This is a genomic window from Mucilaginibacter conchicola, assembly GCF_003432115.1.
In the GTDB taxonomy this organism is placed as follows: domain Bacteria; phylum Bacteroidota; class Bacteroidia; order Sphingobacteriales; family Sphingobacteriaceae; genus Mucilaginibacter; species Mucilaginibacter conchicola.
Map to the genome: position 1 here is coordinate 93365 of NZ_QWDC01000003.1, position 19438 is coordinate 112802.

At 45.5% G+C, this 19438-nt stretch carries 15 protein-coding genes; 12 read left to right on the forward strand and 3 right to left on the reverse strand.

Going from position 1 to position 19438, the window contains the following annotated elements:
* The first annotated feature begins 81 nt into the window (after window positions 1–81).
* The 7 genes from D0C36_RS17025 (at window position 82) to D0C36_RS17055 (ending at window position 6570) form a co-directional block, all read left to right on the forward strand.
* Window positions 82–750, forward strand: a complete 669-nt coding sequence (locus D0C36_RS17025; protein WP_117392873.1) for a hypothetical protein — start codon at window positions 82–84, stop codon at window positions 748–750.
* Window positions 751–944: 194 nt separating this feature from the next.
* Entirely contained in the window at window positions 945–2927 is a 1983-nt protein-coding gene (rpsA, locus tag D0C36_RS17030) for a 30S ribosomal protein S1 (RefSeq protein WP_117392874.1), read from the forward strand.
* Between the two features lie 76 nt (window positions 2928–3003).
* Window positions 3004–3549, forward strand: a complete 546-nt coding sequence (locus tag D0C36_RS17035) for an RNA 2'-phosphotransferase (protein WP_117392875.1) — start codon at window positions 3004–3006, stop codon at window positions 3547–3549.
* 92 nt (window positions 3550–3641) lie between these two features.
* Window positions 3642–4517 carry a glycosyltransferase family 8 protein gene (locus tag D0C36_RS17040; protein WP_117392876.1) on the forward strand — a complete coding sequence of 292 codons (876 nt, stop codon included), beginning with the start codon at window positions 3642–3644 and terminating at the stop codon, window positions 4515–4517.
* Between the two features lie 71 nt (window positions 4518–4588).
* On the forward strand, window positions 4589–5137 hold the full coding sequence (gene pyrR / locus D0C36_RS17045; RefSeq protein WP_117392877.1) for a bifunctional pyr operon transcriptional regulator/uracil phosphoribosyltransferase PyrR: 549 nt from the start codon (window positions 4589–4591) through the stop codon (window positions 5135–5137).
* 63 nt (window positions 5138–5200) lie between these two features.
* Entirely contained in the window at window positions 5201–5569 is a 369-nt protein-coding gene (locus D0C36_RS17050) for a four helix bundle protein (protein WP_117392878.1), read from the forward strand.
* Window positions 5570–5643: 74 nt separating this feature from the next.
* Window positions 5644–6570, forward strand: a complete 927-nt coding sequence (locus tag D0C36_RS17055; RefSeq protein ID WP_117392879.1) for an aspartate carbamoyltransferase catalytic subunit — start codon at window positions 5644–5646, stop codon at window positions 6568–6570.
* A 16-nt stretch (window positions 6571–6586) separates the two neighbouring features.
* Here the strand turns inward: D0C36_RS17055 and D0C36_RS17060 are convergent, their stop codons facing one another.
* The 3 genes from D0C36_RS17060 to D0C36_RS17070 all read right to left on the reverse strand — a co-directional run bounded on the left by D0C36_RS17060 (window position 6587) and on the right by D0C36_RS17070 (window position 9496).
* On the reverse strand, window positions 6587–6931 hold the full coding sequence (locus tag D0C36_RS17060; RefSeq protein WP_117392880.1) for a hypothetical protein: 345 nt from the start codon (window positions 6929–6931) through the stop codon (window positions 6587–6589).
* Window positions 6932–6975: 44 nt separating this feature from the next.
* Window positions 6976–8058: a hypothetical protein gene (locus tag D0C36_RS17065; RefSeq protein WP_117392881.1), complete on the reverse strand. Its 1083-nt coding sequence runs from the start codon at window positions 8056–8058 to the stop codon at window positions 6976–6978.
* A 151-nt stretch (window positions 8059–8209) separates the two neighbouring features.
* Window positions 8210–9496: a flavin monoamine oxidase family protein gene (locus D0C36_RS17070; protein ID WP_117392882.1), complete on the reverse strand. Its 1287-nt coding sequence runs from the start codon at window positions 9494–9496 to the stop codon at window positions 8210–8212.
* A gap of 324 nt (window positions 9497–9820) precedes the next feature.
* Here D0C36_RS17070 and D0C36_RS17075 point away from each other — a divergent pair, with 324 nt between their 5' ends.
* From D0C36_RS17075 to D0C36_RS17100, 5 genes are all read left to right on the forward strand, one after another.
* Window positions 9821–12115 carry a glycoside hydrolase family 65 protein gene (locus D0C36_RS17075; protein ID WP_117392883.1) on the forward strand — a complete coding sequence of 765 codons (2295 nt, stop codon included), beginning with the start codon at window positions 9821–9823 and terminating at the stop codon, window positions 12113–12115.
* A gap of 300 nt (window positions 12116–12415) precedes the next feature.
* Window positions 12416–14134, forward strand: coding sequence for an alpha-amylase family glycosyl hydrolase (locus D0C36_RS17085; protein WP_117392885.1), 1719 nt, complete (start codon window positions 12416–12418; stop codon window positions 14132–14134).
* A 100-nt stretch (window positions 14135–14234) separates the two neighbouring features.
* Window positions 14235–16769, forward strand: a complete 2535-nt coding sequence (locus D0C36_RS17090; RefSeq protein ID WP_394339848.1) for a glycoside hydrolase family 31 protein — start codon at window positions 14235–14237, stop codon at window positions 16767–16769.
* Window positions 16770–17033: 264 nt separating this feature from the next.
* Window positions 17034–19220 carry a 1,4-alpha-glucan branching protein GlgB gene (glgB, locus tag D0C36_RS17095; RefSeq protein ID WP_117392886.1) on the forward strand — a complete coding sequence of 729 codons (2187 nt, stop codon included), beginning with the start codon at window positions 17034–17036 and terminating at the stop codon, window positions 19218–19220.
* Window positions 19217–19417: a hypothetical protein gene (locus tag D0C36_RS17100; RefSeq protein ID WP_117392887.1), complete on the forward strand. Its 201-nt coding sequence runs from the start codon at window positions 19217–19219 to the stop codon at window positions 19415–19417. The genes glgB and D0C36_RS17100 overlap by 4 nt, the downstream gene beginning before the upstream one ends.
* Window positions 19418–19438: the final 21 nt, after the last annotated feature.

A 19438-nucleotide genomic window follows, 5' to 3' on the forward strand; every position in this document is an offset into this window, starting at 1 on the left:
AAACATCTGAAATCTGCACGTTTGCATATCTGCACATTTGGGCGTTCTCACAATTTTGCCTATTTTTCGTTATATAGCTGTATGAATTTCCTTTCGCATTATTATTTCGACCGTGATACCACCAACTGTTACTTTACTTTAGGAACAGTATTGCCCGATCTTTTAAAGAATGCGGATAAGAACGTTATCCTGCACCCCGAGAAGCTTATACATACAGACCAGAACGTAAACTCCATCATTGCCGGCTGGAATAAACACCTCGAGGTTGACAGATATTTTCATTCTGATGACTTCTTTCTTACCCACTCGCATCGCCTAAAGCAGGATTTGGCGCCGGTTATCGAAGGCTCGCCGGTTAAACCTTTCTTTTTGGGGCACATTGCCATTGAGCTGATACTGGATAATCTGCTTATTACCACCGGCGAGATCAATGTGAACGAGTTTTACGACCACCTGGACAGTTGCCAGGAAGATACCATTGCCGAGTTCCTGAGTTTTGCCGGTATGAATGATCCCAATAAGTTCCTGCGCTTTTACCGCGACTTTAGGCAGAGCCGCTACCTGCATACCTATATTAATGTAGAGCAGATCACATACGCCCTTAAACGTATTTGTATGCGGGTTTGGCGTAATCCCTTTACCACACAGCAAGAAGAAGATATGACCGGTATCCTGCTCAATTATCGCCTTAGTTTGATGAATAGTTTTATGGATGTATTTAATAGCGTAGCGGCTAATTTATCGGTATAAGAATAGGGCGGTTTTTAAAAAATGGCTAAGCCATACCGCATGTTTACGATGCCATTCTTAGCTTTTGTGAATAACTTTTAAATCAAAAGTGCTTAAAAACCAATATTTAACATTTATTTTTCTTTTATATACCAAAAATATATCTGTACCTTTGCAGTCCCAATTGTATTGGGAAAAAGGAGAATAAATTTTTAATGGCAAAAAAACAAGAAGCAGAAAAAGAATTAAAAGCAAAGCAGGCAGAACTGGAAACAGTAACTGGTGCTGAAAAAGAAACTGTTGAATCAGAAGCAGATTCAATCTCAATTGAAGACATCAAGTCTCAGTTTAATGTTGCTCCAGACCAGGATTTTGACTGGGATGCAGACGACAAAAAATTTGGTAACTACAGCGATACAGATCGTGAGAAATTTGAAGCTTTGTATGATGGTACTTTCAGTTCAATCAACAAAGGTGAGATCATCTCTGGTACAGTTGTAAGCATCAATAATAAAGATGTGGTATTAAACATTGGCTTCAAATCTGATGGTTTAGTATCAGTTTCAGAATTCCGTGACATGCCTGAGCTTAAAGTAGGCGATGTTGTTGAGGTATTTGTTGAGTCGCAGGAAGATGCTAACGGTCAGTTGGTACTTTCTCGCAAACGTGCTAAAACACAAAAATCATGGGAGCGCATTAATTCAGCTTTAGATAATGATGAGATCATCACCGGTTTTGTAAAAAGCCGTACCAAAGGTGGTTTGATCGTTGATATTATGGGCGTTGAAGCCTTCTTACCAGGTTCACAGATCGATATCAAACCTATCCGTGATTACGATGTGTACGTTGGTAAAACAATGGAATTTAAAGTTGTTAAGATAAACCACGAGTTTAAAAACGTTGTGGTATCGCACAAAGTGCTTATCGAAGACGATTTGGAAAACCAAAAAACTGAGATCGTGGCCAAACTTGAAAAAGGCCAGGTATTGGAAGGTACAGTTAAAAACATTACTGATTTCGGTGTATTCATCGATCTTGGTGGCGTTGACGGCTTACTTCACATTACAGATATATCTTGGGGCCGTATCGAGCATCCACGCGAAGTTCTTGCGTTGGATCAAAAGATCAACGTGGTTGTTCTTGACTTTGATGACGAGAAAAAACGTATCGCCCTTGGTTTAAAACAACTTACTCCACACCCTTGGCAGTCTCTTGATGAGAACATCCAGGTTGGTTCAAAAGTAAAAGGTAAAATTGTTACCGTTGCAGATTACGGTGCGTTCTTAGAGATCATCCCTGGTGTTGAAGGTTTGATCCACGTATCAGAAATGTCATGGTCTCAAAACCTGCGTAACCCACAAGAGTTCTTGAAAGTTGGTGACGAAGTTGAAGCACAAGTTTTAACTTTAGACCGCGAAGAGCGCAAAATGAGCTTAGGTATCAAACAATTGACTCCTGATCCATGGCAAAACGCTGGTGAGAAATATGCTGTAGGTACTCAGCATGTTGCTACCGTTAAAAACATGACCAACTTTGGTGTGTTTGTTGAGCTTGAAGATGGTATCGATGGTTTGATCCACATCTCTGACCTATCTTGGTCTAAGAAAATTAACCACCCTAACGAGTTTACTAAGGTTGGCGAAAAATTAGACGTAGTAGTATTAGAGCTTGATATCGAGAACCGTAAATTGAGCTTAGGCCACAAACAGCTTGAAGAAAACCCTTGGGATACTTTCGAGACCGTATTTACTATCGACTCGATCCACGAAGGTACTGTTATCAAAGTAACTGATAAAGGTGCTATCGTAGCTTTACCTTACGGTGTTGAAGGCTTCTGCCCAACCAAACACCTGGTTAAAGAAGATGGTAAATCAATCAAAGCTGAAGAAACTGCTGAGTTCAAAATCATCGAGTTCAACAAAGAGAACAAGCGTATTGTAATTTCACACTCACGTATATGGGAAGAAGCTCGTGCTGATGCTCGTGTACAAGATTTCGAAAACCGCAAAAAAGAGGCAAAAACTGCCAGCAATGCTGTTAAGAAAGTGAAAGAATCAGTAGAGAAATCAACTTTAGGCGATCTTAGCGTTCTTGCTCAGTTAAAAGAGCAAATGGAAGGCGCAGAAAGCAAAGCGGCTAAAAAACCTGCTGCTAAAAAAGCTGAATCTGAAGCAACAGAATCTGAAGACGAAGCATAAGCTTAGTTAACAGTTCAATAAATACAAAGCCCTTCTGAGTAATCGGAAGGGCTTTTTTGTTATATTTAGATATCTTATGAAAACAGATAATAAACAAATAAGCAAACTCATTAGCTACTGGCTGCGCCACGCGCCAGAGGATGGCAACCTTACTCTTGATGATTACGGTTGGACGGGTGTTGAGAGTGTTATTGCCGCCCTTGCAGCAAAAGGGCAACAAGCCACTAAAGACGAACTGATTGAGTTATCTGCATCTTTCGATAAGATCCGTTGGCAGTTTGACGAGACTGGTGATCGTATCCGAGCTACGCATGGCCACTCGGTACCGGTATTGATAGTTGAAGAACCAACTACCCCGCCGGATGTGCTTTACCATGGCTCTAAAGAAGAAAACAAAGAGGCTATCCTTGCCGAAGGCCTGCGATCAATGAGCCGCCGCTTTTTGCACCTGTCTGCCACGCGCGATATGGCCGTTGAAGTAGGGCAGCGGCACGGCAAGGTCATTGTGTTTTTGATAGATGCTAAACAACTGCACCACGGCGGCCACAAGTTTTACAATACCAGCGAGAATGTTTGGCTCTGCGATGCTATCCCTGCCGACTTTGTAAAGGCAGAAAAATAGCAGGTGTAGTATAAACCAAATAATGCTGCATAATACTTTCTACCACGGCCATATAATCATAAGTTTGCTGCGCAGATATTTTTGATCTCCCTATGTTTCTAAATCCGATAGCTATTACCATTGATAATAATTACATACAGCACGCCTGCGTAATGCTAAAGTCGCTGGAAGCTAATGTTAAACAGCCTGTAGATGTTCACTGTGTTTTTGAAGACCTGAACGATAAAAACATAGTCCTGTTAAAGAAAGTATTTAACAATAGCCATGTTAAACTACATTTTGTACGGTTTGATACCAGTGTGCTGCCGCAGTTACCTATAAAAGCGAATGATCATGTTACATCGGCCACATTTTTCAGGATATGGTTGCCGCACCTGTTTAAAGATCTTAAACAGATACTGTTTATGGATACCGATATTGTGATCAATGGAGATATCAGCGAAATGCTAAACCTGGATATTACTGATTACCCCGTGGCAGCTATACCAGACCTTGGTATGTCTGATGCCAAGAAGCAAGGCCTGGGCATTACCGGCGATAAACTTTATATAAATGCAGGCATCCTGCTGATAAACCTGCAATACTTTAGAGAACATCACCTTACCGAAACAATAGCCCAGTTTATTACCGAACACCCCGGGCTGTGCGAGTTTTGGGATCAGGATGCTATTAATGCTACCATTAAAGGAAATTTTTATCGTTTAGATTATAAATACAACGTGCAAAGCGGTTTTTACGAGAGGCCTGCAGAAGAGCCTGCGCTAAAGGCAGCTATTGAACATCCTGTAATTGTGCATTATACCGGCGGCGGAGTGTGTAAGCCATGGTTCTATAAAAACACGCATCCTGAACGGCAACTGTATTACAAATACCTGAAACTAACACCGTTTAGGTTTTATTACCCGCCAGATCTGCCGCGCAGCTGGCGCATTTTAAGGAAGCTGAGGTTTATGCTATTTCAGGTTTAGACAGCATACCGCGCTATTTTTACACTAATCAATCAACAAATTTTTTAACTTTGCCCAAATCCAACCAAACGATGCAAAACCTGACGCTGCTCGACGGACAAAAATTTCAGATCACTATTCAGCGTTTATGTCGTCAGTTAATTGAAAATCATAACGATTTCTCAAACTCAGTTTTAATTGGCGTACAGCCACGTGGTATTTACCTGGCTAAACGTGTTGCCGAAGAATTACGCAAAATTTTACCCGATAGTACTATTGAACAGGGCGACCTGGATATTACTTTCTACCGCGATGATTTCCGCAGGCAGGGCGCACCGCTGGTGCCCAACCAAACACGAATAGATTTTATCATCGAGGGCAAAAAAGTGATCATGATGGATGATGTACTGTGGACAGGCCGCACCGTGCGCGCCGCCATGGATGCTATGCAAGCTTTCGGCAGGCCCGAAAAGGTTGAATTGCTTGCATTGGTAGATCGCCGCTACTCGCGTCACATCCCTGTTTCTGCAGATTATGTGGGTATTGAGGTTGATTCTATCGCATCGCAAAAAGTGGTAGTTAGCTGGAAAGAAACCGACGGCGAAGACCGGATTGTTTTGGTATCTGAGAGTGGCAGCTAAGCTGATAAGTAATAACGAACATCGAATTTCGATTTAAGAATGTCGAAATTTTAAAAAAATAGAATGACAACAACGAAATACGATCTGGAGGAGCTCTTAATAGACTTCGCAATTATCGTATCAGAAGTTGTAGAAGGATTGCCTGCCACAAGGCTTGGCAATTACTTAGCAGGGCAATTGGTTCGTTCGGGATGTTCTCCAGCGTTGAACTATGGGGAAGCTCAATCAGCAGAATCAAGAAACGATTTCATTCACAAAATGAAGGTCATTCTGAAAGAATTAAGAGAATCGCTCATCTCTTTGAAAATAATAGAGCGAAAGAGTTTGTACGATTTTGCAAAAGTATCTGCCGCGAAAAATGAATGCAATCAACTCGTGGCAATTTTTGTAAAAAGCATTGAAACGGCTAAAGCGAACAACCTGAAAAGCTGAGGATGATAAAGGCCTAAAAGTGGCACTTCATCATTCAAAATTCAACATTCAGTGTTCGATATTTAAAAATTAACATGGCAGGACTAAGCACACGTCACCTTTTAGGAATTAAGGATCTGAACCGTAACGATATTGAGAAAATATTTGAAACGGCTGATAATTTTAAAACGGTATTAAACCGCCCGATAAAAAAGGTGCCCTCGCTGCGTGATGTTACCATTGCCAATATCTTCTTTGAGAACTCGACACGTACCCGTTTATCATTTGAACTGGCCGAGAAAAGGCTTTCTGCCGATGTGGTGAACTTTGCTGCATCCTCATCATCAGTAAGCAAAGGCGAAACCCTGATAGATACTGTTAACAACATCCTGGCCATGAAGGTGGATATGGTGGTAATGCGCCACCCTTACGCAGGTGCCGGTATCTTCCTGTCCAAACACGTAAACGCCCAGATAGTAAACGCGGGCGACGGCGCGCACGAGCACCCTACGCAGGCCCTGCTTGATGCTTTCTCTATCCGCGAACGTTATGGCGATGTAGAAGGTAAAAAAGTAGTAATAGTAGGAGATATCCTGCACTCGCGCGTGGCGCTGTCAAACATTCTTTGTTTGAAACAGCTTGGTGCCGAGGTAATGGTTTGCGGCCCTACAACGCTTATTCCAAAATACATTGGCTCACTTGGCGTAAAAGTTGAGCACGACCTTAGAAAAGCCCTTAACTGGTGCGATGTGGCCAACATGCTGCGTATACAGTTAGAGCGCCAGGATATTAAATACTTCCCATCCCTGCGCGAATACACCATGATGTTTGGCCTCAACAAACAAATATTAGACAGCCTTGATAAAGAGATCACCGTAATGCATCCCGGCCCGATAAACCGCGGTGTAGAGATTACCAGCGATGTTGCCGACAGCAAGCAATCCATCATCCTCGATCAGGTAGAGAATGGTGTGGCCATCCGCATGGCGGTGCTTTACCTGCTGGCAGGGCAGGCGGTATAAATAGCCTTATTTACCCTCAATCTAATATAAACAAGTCCCAGGTAACAGTATCACCTTTGCCGTTATTACCTACGAATGTGAAAGTACGGTTTGCCGGATCAATAAGTATGTCTCTTACATAGCGTACATCTTCATGCCTTTGCCATTCGCAAACCAGGTGGCCGGTGTCGTCATAGGCGCCAACACCGTAAGAAAAGCGGTTATCTTTAAAAGCGAAAACCCAATACGTTAAGCCCCTGAAAACAATAACAGGAGTCTTGTCGTCTAATGTGCGCCATGAGTTGCTCCTTTCTACAACTTTCATTCCTTCGGGCGCAACCGGGGCTTCTTTAACAGGCTTGTAATATGCAACTGGATCCATATTGTGATTGGTTTTTTTGTGACTTTACTAAGGTATATTTAACATTAAAATTTAAACAACTCGTCCCAACTCACTACTGCTTTAGTATCTGACTGGCCCCTGAATATTATTGACCTGCTTACTGCATCAGACAAAATTGAATAGAGGTAACGCGTACCGTGCTTTGTTAATTGTTTAACAATTTTACCGTCCTTGTCATACCCTACAATGCCAATATACATGTCATTATTGGCGCTATCATACGCGTAAAATGAATAATCCTTCCATTGTATCATGATGGCATCGTTGGCAAGTTTGCCTGATTCAGGCCCTTGCAGCCATTTATAACAATAGCCGGCGGGCGCAGCAGGCATAGCTTTCTGCGATACCTGTTTTAGAACCGGATGAATATATTTGTCAAACAAAGCGCTTTTAGGATCAGGCATTTCTATTTTGATGTCGTTCCATGATAGTGAACCCGTAGCGTCAGCCTGTCCGTGAAAAATAACTTGTTTATTATCCTCATCAACACTTATGTGGTTGATGTAACGCGCGCCCGTTACATCCCAATTGCCAATTATTTTACCGGCTTTATCATAAGCTACTACTAAAAATGCATTACGGTTATCCAAATGGTCATAGGTGCGGTAGGTATGATCTTCCCAGTTTAGTACCGGTACGGGCGTATGAGCATCAGAATTAAATCTGTTCCATTGGCTTTTAAAGCCCGCCGGTGGTTCCGGCGCTTGTGAGAATGGCGAAGATGTAACATAGGGCGGCGGGTAAATGCTTCTCCGCTGATAATGATTAACACTTAATTCATCAAGGCTTACCTCAATTCGTTCGTTAGCCTGCCCCCAAAAGGTCACCATTTTTTTATCAAGGTCTAATACGGTGTCCCAAACATAACGGACACCATGTTTTTCCCACTTTTTTACAACATTACGATCGTGATCATAAGCTACTATACACAGGCTGTCGCCGTTATGTATGTCGCTGTAAGCCCAGTAGGTGCAGTCAGCCCAATGTAGAACAGGCACCTCTCTGCTCAATTCGAGTGTTTCGGGGCCTAAAAACCAGCCGGGTCTGTAGCCTGCAGGTGGTGAAGGAGCATGATGATCTGGTACATTTTGTACAAATGGTTGCATAAGGAGTAGTTGTGTTAGTTTTGGATTTAATAAGCAAATCAAATATATCCAGCTGTAAATTAACTGTTGAAGCTAAAATAACCCTATTTTGAACCCGGTTTTAGGGGTGAATTAACCCTTAATAAAAAGAAGTATGATCATCAATAGATATTTAGAGAATCATTTCTGCGGTTTTTTTTCCGCTGCTTAAAGCTGCTTCAACGGTTCCCATGGCGGTGCCGGTGTACAGGTATTCGCCGGCAAAATAAATGGTGTCCTCAAGCGGTTTGCTAAGCACTTCGCGGCCTTGCGGTGTTTCAACCTTATCATAAGCGTACGAGCCACGGGTAAACGGATCTGCCGTCCAGTTCATGATGCGGTACGCGATGAGTTTGCCTTTTAGTTCTTCAGTATTTGCGTTAAATATATTGGCAAGAGATTGCAGCCCCTCATCCCGAAGCTCAATATCTGTTTTGCCGGCCTTTTCCCATGCTGCAGGGCCGCCAACCCAGCCGGTAAGTACTTTGGAGTGGTTGGGTGCTTGTGTCCACCAGGTAGGTATTTCTTCTTCGCTAAACAGGTAACCCATTTTATCCATGTTAGGGTGGGGGGCATCCAGCCAAAAAGCATTTTCAAAAGCAAAAAGTATCTTAATAACCGCACCAAATCCCATCTGCTGTATAGCAGTGGTGTGCGCCCCTATGGATGGCTCAAAATCAATAGCTCCTGTTTCTCCGGCTTTAGCCTGCAGCACACCTAAAGGCAGGGCAATAATTAGTTTCGCGGCTTCGTAGGTAGTATTATCGGTTAGCGTAGCAACAACATGGCCGGGTTGCCAATTTACCTGTTTTACAACCGCATTCAGGAATACCTCGCCACCGTTGCTTTTGCATGAGTTAGATAAATAGTTGATCATGGTACAATAACCACCCTGCACACGATGCTGGGCTTCCATCTCCTCGTGTTCCCACTCGTTGCGCAGGGCAAAAGTGCTGGCATTGCGCGGGTCGGCAGTGTCATAACCTGATACGTATGACCATACCGAATTGTGCAGTTCCTCGTACCGCTCTCCGGGGAAATACCGCTCAATAAAATCCCATACGGGGATATCTTCCTGCAACTCGTCAAGGCGTTGCATCAGCATATCCCAATCATCTATCACCATGCTGTTCTCATCAAACCGGCCATCCTTGTAGCGCCACATTTCGGCATTGGCGCTGCGGTAGGGGAGCTGGGCTTCCTTTAACAGGTCGAGCGTAACGGGCAGGTCGCCGTGGATAAACTCGGCACCCAATTCGGTCTCTTTAAAAAACGATTCGTTGTTTACGGTATTGATGCGGCCGCCCGTACGGTTGCGCGCCTCTAAAACGGTGACTTTTTTGCCGGCTTTACTCAATAAATGCGCGGCCATCAAACCGGCAGCCCCGGCCCCGATGATAAGCACTGTGTTTTTTTTCATAGATAGGTAATGCAAGGTAAAGCGAATAGTTGGGAGATACAAGAGGTGGACTCACCCCGACTACGCTACGCTGGTCGACCCTCTCTTCGCTGCGCGATAAGAGGGTAAGAGAAAGGATATATAAGCTTAGCTCACCCTCTTTGCGCAGCAGAGAGGGTCGCGCACGAAGTGCCGCGGGGTGAGTTCACTTCGTCACTATGATTGGTTTCTAAAGCCCCTCTCCTTTGAAGAGGGGTTGGGGAGAGGCTTCCTAAAAATAACGCTTTCTTAACCCAACCATACCCCATTTCTGTTAATTTAGCGGCCAAACCATTACCGCCGCCAATGAAACAGTATTTTAAGGTTGATGAGTGGAGAATTATTGAAGAAGGTTTCAATCCGCATTTTAATAAAGTAGCCGAAAGCGTTTTTAGCCTGGGCAATGGCCGCATGGGTGGCCGCGCCAATTTTGAGGAAGCCTACAGTGGCGAAACCTTGCAGGGTAACTACGTTGCCGGTGTTTATTATCCCGATAAAACCCGCGTTGGCTGGTGGAAAAACGGCTATCCCGAATATTTTGCCAAAGTGCTTAACGCTGCCAACTGGATAGGTATTGATATTTCTCTAAACGGGGAACAGCTTGACCTGGCCAAATGCAAAGTGCTCAACTTTCGCCGCGAGCTGAACATGAAAGAAGGTTACCTGAAAAGGAACTTCAGGGCAGTAACCGTATCGGGTAAAGAGGTTGAGGTGGAGAGTATCCGTTTCAATAGTTTGGTTGATGATGAGACCGGTGCTATCAGTTACTCTATCAGGCCAATAAACTTTGGCGGCTACATCAAACTAACGCCATTTATCGATGGCGATGTGGTGAACAAGGATGCCAACTACGACGAAAAATTTTGGGATGAGGTATCTAAGCATACCTGGAGCGATGGCGGCGTGCTGCAAATGCGCACTAAAAAGACTGGTTTTGAGGTAGCCACGGGGATGAAATACCATATCTCGATAGATGGCGAGCCTGAGCACATAGAAGCCGAACCTGTCATTCGAGAAAAGTATATCGGTACCGAGATACGGATGGAGATAAAACAGGGGCAACGTGTTACCATCTGTAAATATGCCGCCAACCTATCGTCGCAGAACCATCCTGCTGATGAATTGATGGCTTTAACGCAGGCACTGTTAGATAGCGTTTGCCACAAAGGTTTTGACACCATGCTGGCCGAGCAGGCAATTGCCTGGGCCGAGAAATGGAAACAGAACGATATTATCATAGAGGGCGATGCCGCCGCACAACAGGGTATCCGCTTTAATATATTCCAACTTAACCAAACCTATACCGGTGAGGATGATAGACTGAACATAGGCCCCAAAGGTTTTACCGGCGAAAAATACGGTGGCTCCACCTACTGGGATACCGAGGCCTACTGTGTGCCTTTTTACCTGGCTACGGCTGAACAAAAAGTATCGCGCAATTTGCTGCTGTACCGCTATAAGCAATTGGGTAAGGCTATTGAGAATGCCAAACTGTTGGGCTTTAAAGATGGCGCAGCGCTTTACCCTATGGTGACCATGGATGGCACCGAATGCCATAACGAGTGGGAGATAACCTTCGAGGAAATTCACCGAAACGGGGCCATTGCGTACGCCATTTTCAACTACATACGGTACACCGGTGATGAGGATTACCTTGCTGATTATGGTTTGGAAGTGCTTATTGCTATCTCGCGTTTTTGGTCGCAGCGGGTTAACTGGTCGGCTGAGCGGGAGAAATATGTGATGCTGGGCGTAACCGGCCCTAACGAGTACGAGAACAACGTTAACAACAACTGGTACACCAATACCATTGCCGTTTGGTGTTTGAAATATACGCTCGAGGTGATCGAAAAAGTCAAAGCCTCAGACCTCACCAAATACAGCGAATTAAAATATCGTATAGATTTCAACGAGGATACTGAGACCGCGCGTTTTAAGGATATCATCAGCAAAATGTATTTCCCTTATGATGCCAACCTGCAGATCTATTTGCAGCAGGATAATTACCTGGATAAAGAGCAAACCCTGGTAAAAGACCTGCCCGCCACCGAGCGCCCGCTGGTGCAAAAATGGAGCTGGGACAGGATACTGCGTTCACCGTTCATTAAACAGGCGGATGTGTTACAGGGATTGTATTTCTTCGAGGATGAGTATGATACCGATACCATCCGCAGGAATTACGACTTTTACGAGCCAAGAACGGTGCACGAGTCGTCATTATCGCCATGTGTGCACTCGATAATCGCTGCCAAACTGGGCGATATAGAGCGCGCCTACCAGTTCTATCTGCGTACCTCGCGATTGGATATTGACGATTACAATAACGATACCGAAGACGGCTGCCACATCACATCAATGGCTGGCACCTGGATGAGCGTGGTGCAGGGCTTCGGCGGTATGAGGGTGAAAGATGGTATGTTGTCATTTGATCCGCTGCTGCCTGTGGAATGGAAATCTTTGGAGTTCCAGATAGGTTTCAGGGGTACTCTGCTTAGCGTTAAGGTGACTGGAGAGGGGGTGTCTATCAAAAACGCATCGTCGCAAGATATAACGGTAAAGCTGCACGGAAAAGATGTATTAATAAAGGCAAACGCCGAATAAGGCCTTCTAAATGCAAAAGGACATAATAGCGATAATCCTATCTATAGTATTAATATGCCTGGCCTTTGTTGCAGGGTTTTACCTCATTTGGTGGCTCGAGCGGAAAACGATATATAACACGTTCACGGCAGTTTTATTTCCTACTGTAACAGTGTTGTTTCTGTGGTTGATGGGGGCTTTCGTTTCTACCATCTGGGTTTTTTTATTGACGTTTCTGCTTCCCTTTCTATTAATAGCCGGCGTTAGCGGGGGCATCCTGGCTCATCATAAACGTAAAAGGCAGCGATTATTAAATTAAAAATGCAAGCACTAATGTCAACCAACAAACTCATCATATACCAACTGCTACCGCGCCTGTTCGGCAACCAGAATACCACCAACAAATTCTACGGTTCGGTAGAGGAGAACGGCGTTGGTAAGCTGAATGATATTAATGATAAGGCCCTTGCGGAGATCAAAACCATGGGCTTTACCCATGTTTGGTACACGGGCGTTATAGAACACGCCACCATGACGGATCATTCGGCTATCGGCATTACACCCGATGACCCTGATGTGGTGAAGGGCCGCGCAGGTTCGCCGTATGCCATTAAGGATTATTACGACATCGCTACTGATCTGGCCGTTGACCCCGAGTTTCGCATCTCAGAGTTTAAAGAACTGGTTGGTCGCACGCACAAGGCCGGTATGAAGGTGATCATCGATTTTGTGCCTAATCATGTGGCGCGCACCTATGGTTCTGATGTAAAGCCCGATGGCGTGCGCGATATTGGTGCGGATGATGACACATCAGGCTACAGCCAGAATAACGATTTTTATTATATCCCCGGTCAGCATTTCCAGGTACCGCAGGGTTACAACCCGGGCGGTGATGAATTTACCTCGCCGTTAAAGGATGGCAAATTTGATGAGTATCCCGCTAAGGCAACCGGTAATGATGTTTTTAGCGCTACGCCGTCTATAAACGATTGGTTCGAGACCATCAAACTTAACTATGGCGTTTATCAGCCAAACGGCCACAAGAACAACCTGAACGAGATACCGCCGCTGTGGCATAAAATGCGCCATATTCTCAGTTACTGGGCCGATATGGGTGTTGACGGCTTCCGCTGCGATATGATAGAGATGGTGCCCGTTGAGTTTTGGGCATGGCTTACCCCGCAAATGAAACAGGCCTATCCCGGCCTCATCTTCATCGGCGAGGCGTACGATAAAGGCCAGTACGGCAACTATATCCATAACGGCAGGTTCGATTACCTGTACGATAAGGTTGGTCTGTACGATGCCATCCGACGTTTGACAAGTAACGATTACGACGCCAGCACCTGGGAGATCAACTCCGTTTGGAACCACCACACCGAAGGCATCCACCAGCACATGCTGCGCTTTATGGAAAACCATGATGAGCAGAGGATTGCCAGCAGGTTCTTTGCGGGTGACGCCGCATTGGCTATCCCGGGCATGATCGTTAGTGCTACGTTGAACACCGGCCCGGTGATGATCTACGCAGGGCAGGAAGTAGGAGAACCCGCTCTTGGTCCCGAAGGATTTAGCGGCGATGATGGCCGCACCACCATATTTGATTATTGGGGCGTGCCCGAACTGCAGAAATGGACAAACCAAGGCGCTTTTGACGGCGCGGGCTTATCATCCGCCCAAAAGCAACTTCGCGATTTTTATGGCAAGCTGCTTAATGTCACGGCTGCGAGCGATGCGTTGAGCAATGGTGAGTTTTACGAACTGATGATAGCCAACGAGCAGCAACCGGGATTTGATACCAGACTATATATATACGCCCGATATACGGATGCAGAGAAAGTGCTGATAATAGTAAACTTTAACCGTGATGAACGCAGCATCAATGTGCATATCCCTGCAGATCTGCTTCACAAATGGGGAATGGAAGGCAGCGTTACTTTTACGGATTTGTTAACTGATAGTGTCTTTTTTACACATAATATCTCTAACGGTATTATGGTTAATGTAAGCGGTATGAACGGTTTGTTAATAAAATCATAATTCTTTGCACAAAGCCACGTTTTTGGCTCAGTTATGGCACGTATTTTCAATAATTAAACAGATATTAGCTGTTACCAATAACTAAACTGATAGTAATATCATGCCTCGCAGTGAGAAGTTTAAGCGCAGGCATATTGATTTTTTTGAAAAGAGTATGGCAGAAAATGTACCTGACCCAAATCCTGAATTGATAACGGCCAAGTTACTACAGGTAGAAGAAATTGCTGTTGATGAGGAAGAGTTTCACCACCTCAACAACCCCGCAGATAGCATAAAACCCATTGTTAAAAAATATCTCGGCATGCCCAACCACGCCGAGCAAGTGGGTAACAGAATATTTTTTAGTGACGGCGATGCCAAGGTAGAGATCGTGGTGGTTACCAACGAGATCATCCGTGTGCGTTTAGCACCTCACAGCGTTTTCCTGGAGGAGTTTTCTTATGCAGTTGAAAAGCTGCCGCAACGCGCGGTTGAGTTTACACTGCTGGAGAACGATCTGGAGTACCGCGTATCAACCCCCGAGATAAACTGCCACATCCGCAAGGCCGATTTCTTTATCTCATTCTCTGACAAGAACGACCACGTTACCGATGCCGACGCAGTGCCGATGCACTGGGAAGAGAATACCCAGTTTGGTGGTTACTACGTGTTCTGCACCAAAACCACACAAGAACAAGAAAGCTTCTTTGGTTTAGGCGATAAGGCTACGGAATTTAACCTTCGCGGCAAGCGCTTAAAAAACTGGAATACCGATGCTTATTCGTTCGGTTTTAACCAGGACCCGCTTTACCGCGCTATACCGTTCTACATCAGCGTAAATGATGGCATAGCTCACGGTATTTTCTTTGATAATACTTTTAAGGCACACTTTGATTTTGGATCTGAAGACCGCACCAAAACCAGTTTCTGGGCTGATGGCGGCGAGATGCAATACTATTACATCCACGGCCCGCACATGATGGATGTGGTGAAAAACTACCATCTGCTTACCGGCACGCATCCAATGCCACCGCTGTGGGCGCTGGGTTATCACCAATGCCGCTGGAGTTACTATCCTGAAAATAAGGTACGTGTAATTGCAAACGGTTTCAGGCAAAACCGCATCCCTTGTGATGGTATCTATCTGGATATCGATTATATGGATGGCTATCGTTGCTTTACCTGGAGCCCTAAATATTTCCCTAACCCTAAAAAGATGATTGCCGACCTGGCCGAAAGCGGCTTTAAAACGGTGGTGATCATTGACCCGGGCATCCGTGTGGACGATAACTACTGGGTGTTTAAGGAAGGTAAAGAGAAAAAATATTTCTGTCGCCGTTGCGATGATTACTTTATGGAAGGTCACGTATGGCCGGGCCGTTGCCAGTTCCCTGATTTTACCCACCCAGAGGTTCGTGCGTGGTGGGGCGACCTTTTCGAAGGTTTGGTAGAAACAGGCGTAGCCGGTGTATGGAACGATATGAACGAACCTGCGGTGTTCGGCTCGGGTACTTTCCCGGATGATGTTCGTCACCAGTACGATGGTTACCGTGGTTCGCACCGCAAGGCGCACAACGTTTACGGTATGCAAATGGTGCGCGCTACTTACGAAGGTTTGCGCAAGCAAATGAAGAACAAGCGCCCGTTCACCATTACCCGCGCGGGTTACTCGGGCGTGCAACGCTACTCATCTGTTTGGACGGGTGATAACGTGGCATCATGGGAGCATCTGAAACTGGGTAACATCCAGTTGCAGCGCCTGTCAGTATCAGGTATATCATTCTGCGGTACCGATATAGGCGGCTTTAGCGGCGAGCCTGATGGCGAACTGTTTACCCGCTGGATCCAGATGGGAACTTTCTCACCCTTTATGCGTGCGCACTCTGCAGGTGATACCAAAGAACGCGAACCATGGAGCTTTGGTGAGCCGTTCACTTCCATCAACCGTAAATTCATCGAGTTACGTTACCGACTGATCCCTTACCTGTACTCAACTTTCTGGGAGCATCACCGTTATGGTTTCCCTATTTTGAGGCCTGTGCTTATGCACGAGCAGGAAGTAGTATCAAACCACTTCCGCCAGGATGAGTTTACTTATGGCGATAAGATACTGATCTGCCCGGTACTGGAGCCTGGTCAGAAAAGCCGTACCGTTTACTTGCCAAAAGGCACCTGGTATAATTTCTGGACTTTTGAACAGGTTGAAGGCGGTAAAGAAGTTACCGTGCCAACTCCGTTAGATATCATCCCTATCTTTGTAAAAGCAGGCTCTGTGATCCCAGAGTATCCGGTAATGCAATACACCGGCGAAAAGGAGATTGAGGAAGTGAAACTGAATATCTACTACAGTAATTACGAGGTAAACTCGTTCCTGTTTGAAGATTACGGCGAAACTTTTGCCTACGAGCAGGACATCTATCTGGAGAAAAAATTTGTAGTTAACGGCGATGCCAACAAACTAACCATTAAACAAAGTATGGAAGGCTTGTACACCCCGCGCTATGAAGGTTACCATTTCAAGATAAACGGTTTGCCTTTTGTGCCATCAAAAATTGTAGCCGATGGTAAAGAGATAGGCAGCATCAGCGCCAACGCCGATAAAACCTACGAGTTTAAGTTTACCAAGAACTTTAAGTTTATTGAGATATTTGGGTAGACTCACCCCGCGGCACTACGTGCGCGACCCTCTCTCCGCAAGCGGAAAGAGGATGAGAATAAATTTCCCTCTTTTCGCGCAGCGAAGAGAGGGGGGGCGAGCGAAGCAAAGACCGGGTGAGTAAAATATGAGATATGAAAGGCCTCGTGAGAGGCCTTTTTCTTTTTAAATAAACATCTCCACCCAAAGTCTGTTCTATAGTGATATATTTAGTTACATTTACTGTAACCGATTTTACCTTTGGGCTTATAGCCCGTACTCACTATGGCAAAACAAACTACAAAAGCAACCGACAAACCAGCCGAAAGCAAAACCGTTAAAACCACCAAAAAGGCAGCCCCGAAAGCGGTTGAAGCTACGCCTTCTGCAAACGAAGATGCAGCGGTTAAAAAACCGGCTGCTAAGCGTGCAACAAAAGCTAAAACTGCCGAAGCAGCCCCATCTGCTGAGAAAAAGCCTGCAAAAGCTAAAGCAAAAAAGCTTGAGGTGGTACAAAATACCAGCGGATTAAAAGCTGTTGAGCCATACAGCCGCTTTACCGATTTTGATATCGATCTGTTTAAGGGCGGTAAGCATTATAAGCTTTACGAAAAGTTTGGTTCGCACGTGGTGGAGCACCATGGTGTAGTAGGTACCTACTTTGCTGTTTGGGCACCTAATGCGCAATATGTTGCAGTGATAGGTAATTTTAACGGCTGGAACGCCGGCTCACATTCACTTAACCCCCGTTGGGACGCATCAGGCATTTGGGAAGGTTTTATCCCGAATGTAGGCGTTGGCGAAACCTATAAATACTTCATCAAATCATCAAGCGGTGAAACTTTGGAGAAAAGCGATCCGTTTGCCCTGCGCTGGGAAGTGCCGCCGCATACGGCCTCTATTGTTGCTGATACTTTCTACGAATGGAAAGATCAGGACTGGATGGCTAATCGCTATAAGCACAACGCGCTTGATAAACCATATTCTGTCTACGAGATGCATTTGGGTTCATGGGCACGCAGTCCGGAGAGCCCCGATGAGTTTCTGAACTATCGCCAGGTGGCAGATAAACTGGTGCCTTACATTACCGAGATGGGCTTTACCCATGTAGAGTTTATGCCGTTGATGGAACATCCGTATTACCCAAGCTGGGGTTACCAGATCACGGGTTTCTTTGCCGCATCATCGCGCTACGGTACGCCGCAGGATCTGATGTATCTTGTTGAGGAACTGCACAAAGCAGGCATCGGTGTGATATTCGACTGGGTGCCTTCGCATTTCCCGGGCGATGCACACGGCCTTTACCGCTTTGATGGCACACACCTTTACGAGCATGAGGATGTACGCAAAGGTTTCCATCCCGACTGGAAATCATATATATTCAACTACGGCCGTAACGAGGTTAAAGCATTTTTGATCAGTAATGCGCTGTTCTGGCTGGACAGGTACCATATCGACGGCTTGCGTGTGGATGCTGTGGCATCTATGCTTTACCTGGATTACTCGCGCAACCATGGCGAGTGGGAACCAAACGTTTTTGGTGGTAACGAGAACCTTGAGGCTATCGACTTCCTGAAAGAATTTAACTCAACTGTTTATAGTAACTTCCCTGATGTACAAACCATCGCCGAAGAGTCTACCTCGTTTAGTGGGGTGAGCCGCCCGGTGTTTACCGGTGGCCTGGGCTTTGGTATGAAATGGATGATGGGCTGGATGCATGATACGCTTAAGTATTTTGCCCGCGACCCTATCTACCGCAAATATCACCAGGATCAGCTTACGTTTAGCATGGTGTATGCCTTTACCGAGAACTTTATGCTGCCATTCTCGCATGATGAGGTGGTTTACGGCAAAGGCTCTATGATCGGCAAAATGCCCGGCGACGACTGGCAGCGCTTTGCCAACTTGCGTGTGCTGTACAGCTTTATGTTTACGCACCCCGGTACCAAACTGCTGTTTATGGGTGGCGAGTTTGCCCAAAGCGGCGAGTGGAACTACCAGCATTCGTTAGACTGGCATTTGCTGGAACACGACAGCCACTTCGGTATAAAAGAAACGGTTAAAGCACTTAATCAGCTTTATAAAACAGAACCTGCACTGTACGAAAAAGCTTTCGACTGGACCGGTTTTGAGTGGATAGATGGCGGCAATTACGAGCAATCAATCCTCATCTTCGCCCGTAAAGGTGTAGACCGTGCTAATGACCTGGTTGTGGTATTGAACATGACCCCTGCCGCGCATCATAATTACCGTGTAGGCGTACCTGCTGCAGGTACCTGGCGCGAGGTATTTAACTCTGATAAGAAAGAATACTGGGGCGGTGGCGTTGGCAACTTTGAACCACTCGCGTCTGAAAAAGAGGAATGGAGCGGTCGCCCGGATTCTATCACCATTACTATACCGCCGCTGGCTGCCGTGATATTTAAACGCAGCGATGCCAAGCCTGCTAAAAGCATAGGAGAGAAGCAATGAGCGATGGTCCCGGAAAATTCTTCTATCTGTATCTGATAGGTGGCACGGTTGCGCTGGCTTTATTGATCTACAGCATCATCAGCACGTTCCCCGAGGTAAGTTACGGCGGGGCGCTGTTCTATATCATCCCAACGCTTTTGTTGTATTACATGGCTTATAAAACCTACCATGTAAAAAAAGACGGCGAGCTGATGTAGCCAATTGTGACAAAGCGATTA

Bases quoted from the DNA above. Each gene is read 5' to 3' on its own strand.
- D0C36_RS17025 (WP_117392873.1), top strand. From the start codon at position 82: ATGAATTTCCTTTCGCATTATTATTTCGACCGTGATACCACCAACTGT.
- rpsA (WP_117392874.1), top strand. From the start codon at position 945: ATGGCAAAAAAACAAGAAGCAGAAAAAGAATTAAAAGCAAAGCAGGCA.
- D0C36_RS17035 (WP_117392875.1), top strand. From the start codon at position 3,004: ATGAAAACAGATAATAAACAAATAAGCAAACTCATTAGCTACTGGCTG.
- D0C36_RS17040 (WP_117392876.1), top strand. From the start codon at position 3,642: ATGTTTCTAAATCCGATAGCTATTACCATTGATAATAATTACATACAG.
- pyrR (WP_117392877.1), top strand. From the start codon at position 4,589: ATGCAAAACCTGACGCTGCTCGACGGACAAAAATTTCAGATCACTATT.
- D0C36_RS17050 (WP_117392878.1), top strand. From the start codon at position 5,201: ATGACAACAACGAAATACGATCTGGAGGAGCTCTTAATAGACTTCGCA.
- D0C36_RS17055 (WP_117392879.1), top strand. From the start codon at position 5,644: ATGGCAGGACTAAGCACACGTCACCTTTTAGGAATTAAGGATCTGAAC.
- D0C36_RS17060 (WP_117392880.1), bottom strand. From the start codon at position 6,931: ATGGATCCAGTTGCATATTACAAGCCTGTTAAAGAAGCCCCGGTTGCG.
- D0C36_RS17065 (WP_117392881.1), bottom strand. From the start codon at position 8,058: ATGCAACCATTTGTACAAAATGTACCAGATCATCATGCTCCTTCACCA.
- D0C36_RS17070 (WP_117392882.1), bottom strand. From the start codon at position 9,496: ATGAAAAAAAACACAGTGCTTATCATCGGGGCCGGGGCTGCCGGTTTG.
- D0C36_RS17075 (WP_117392883.1), top strand. From the start codon at position 9,821: ATGAAACAGTATTTTAAGGTTGATGAGTGGAGAATTATTGAAGAAGGT.
- D0C36_RS17085 (WP_117392885.1), top strand. From the start codon at position 12,416: ATGCAAGCACTAATGTCAACCAACAAACTCATCATATACCAACTGCTA.
- D0C36_RS17090 (WP_394339848.1), top strand. From the start codon at position 14,235: ATGCCTCGCAGTGAGAAGTTTAAGCGCAGGCATATTGATTTTTTTGAA.
- glgB (WP_117392886.1), top strand. From the start codon at position 17,034: ATGGCAAAACAAACTACAAAAGCAACCGACAAACCAGCCGAAAGCAAA.
- D0C36_RS17100 (WP_117392887.1), top strand. From the start codon at position 19,217: ATGAGCGATGGTCCCGGAAAATTCTTCTATCTGTATCTGATAGGTGGC.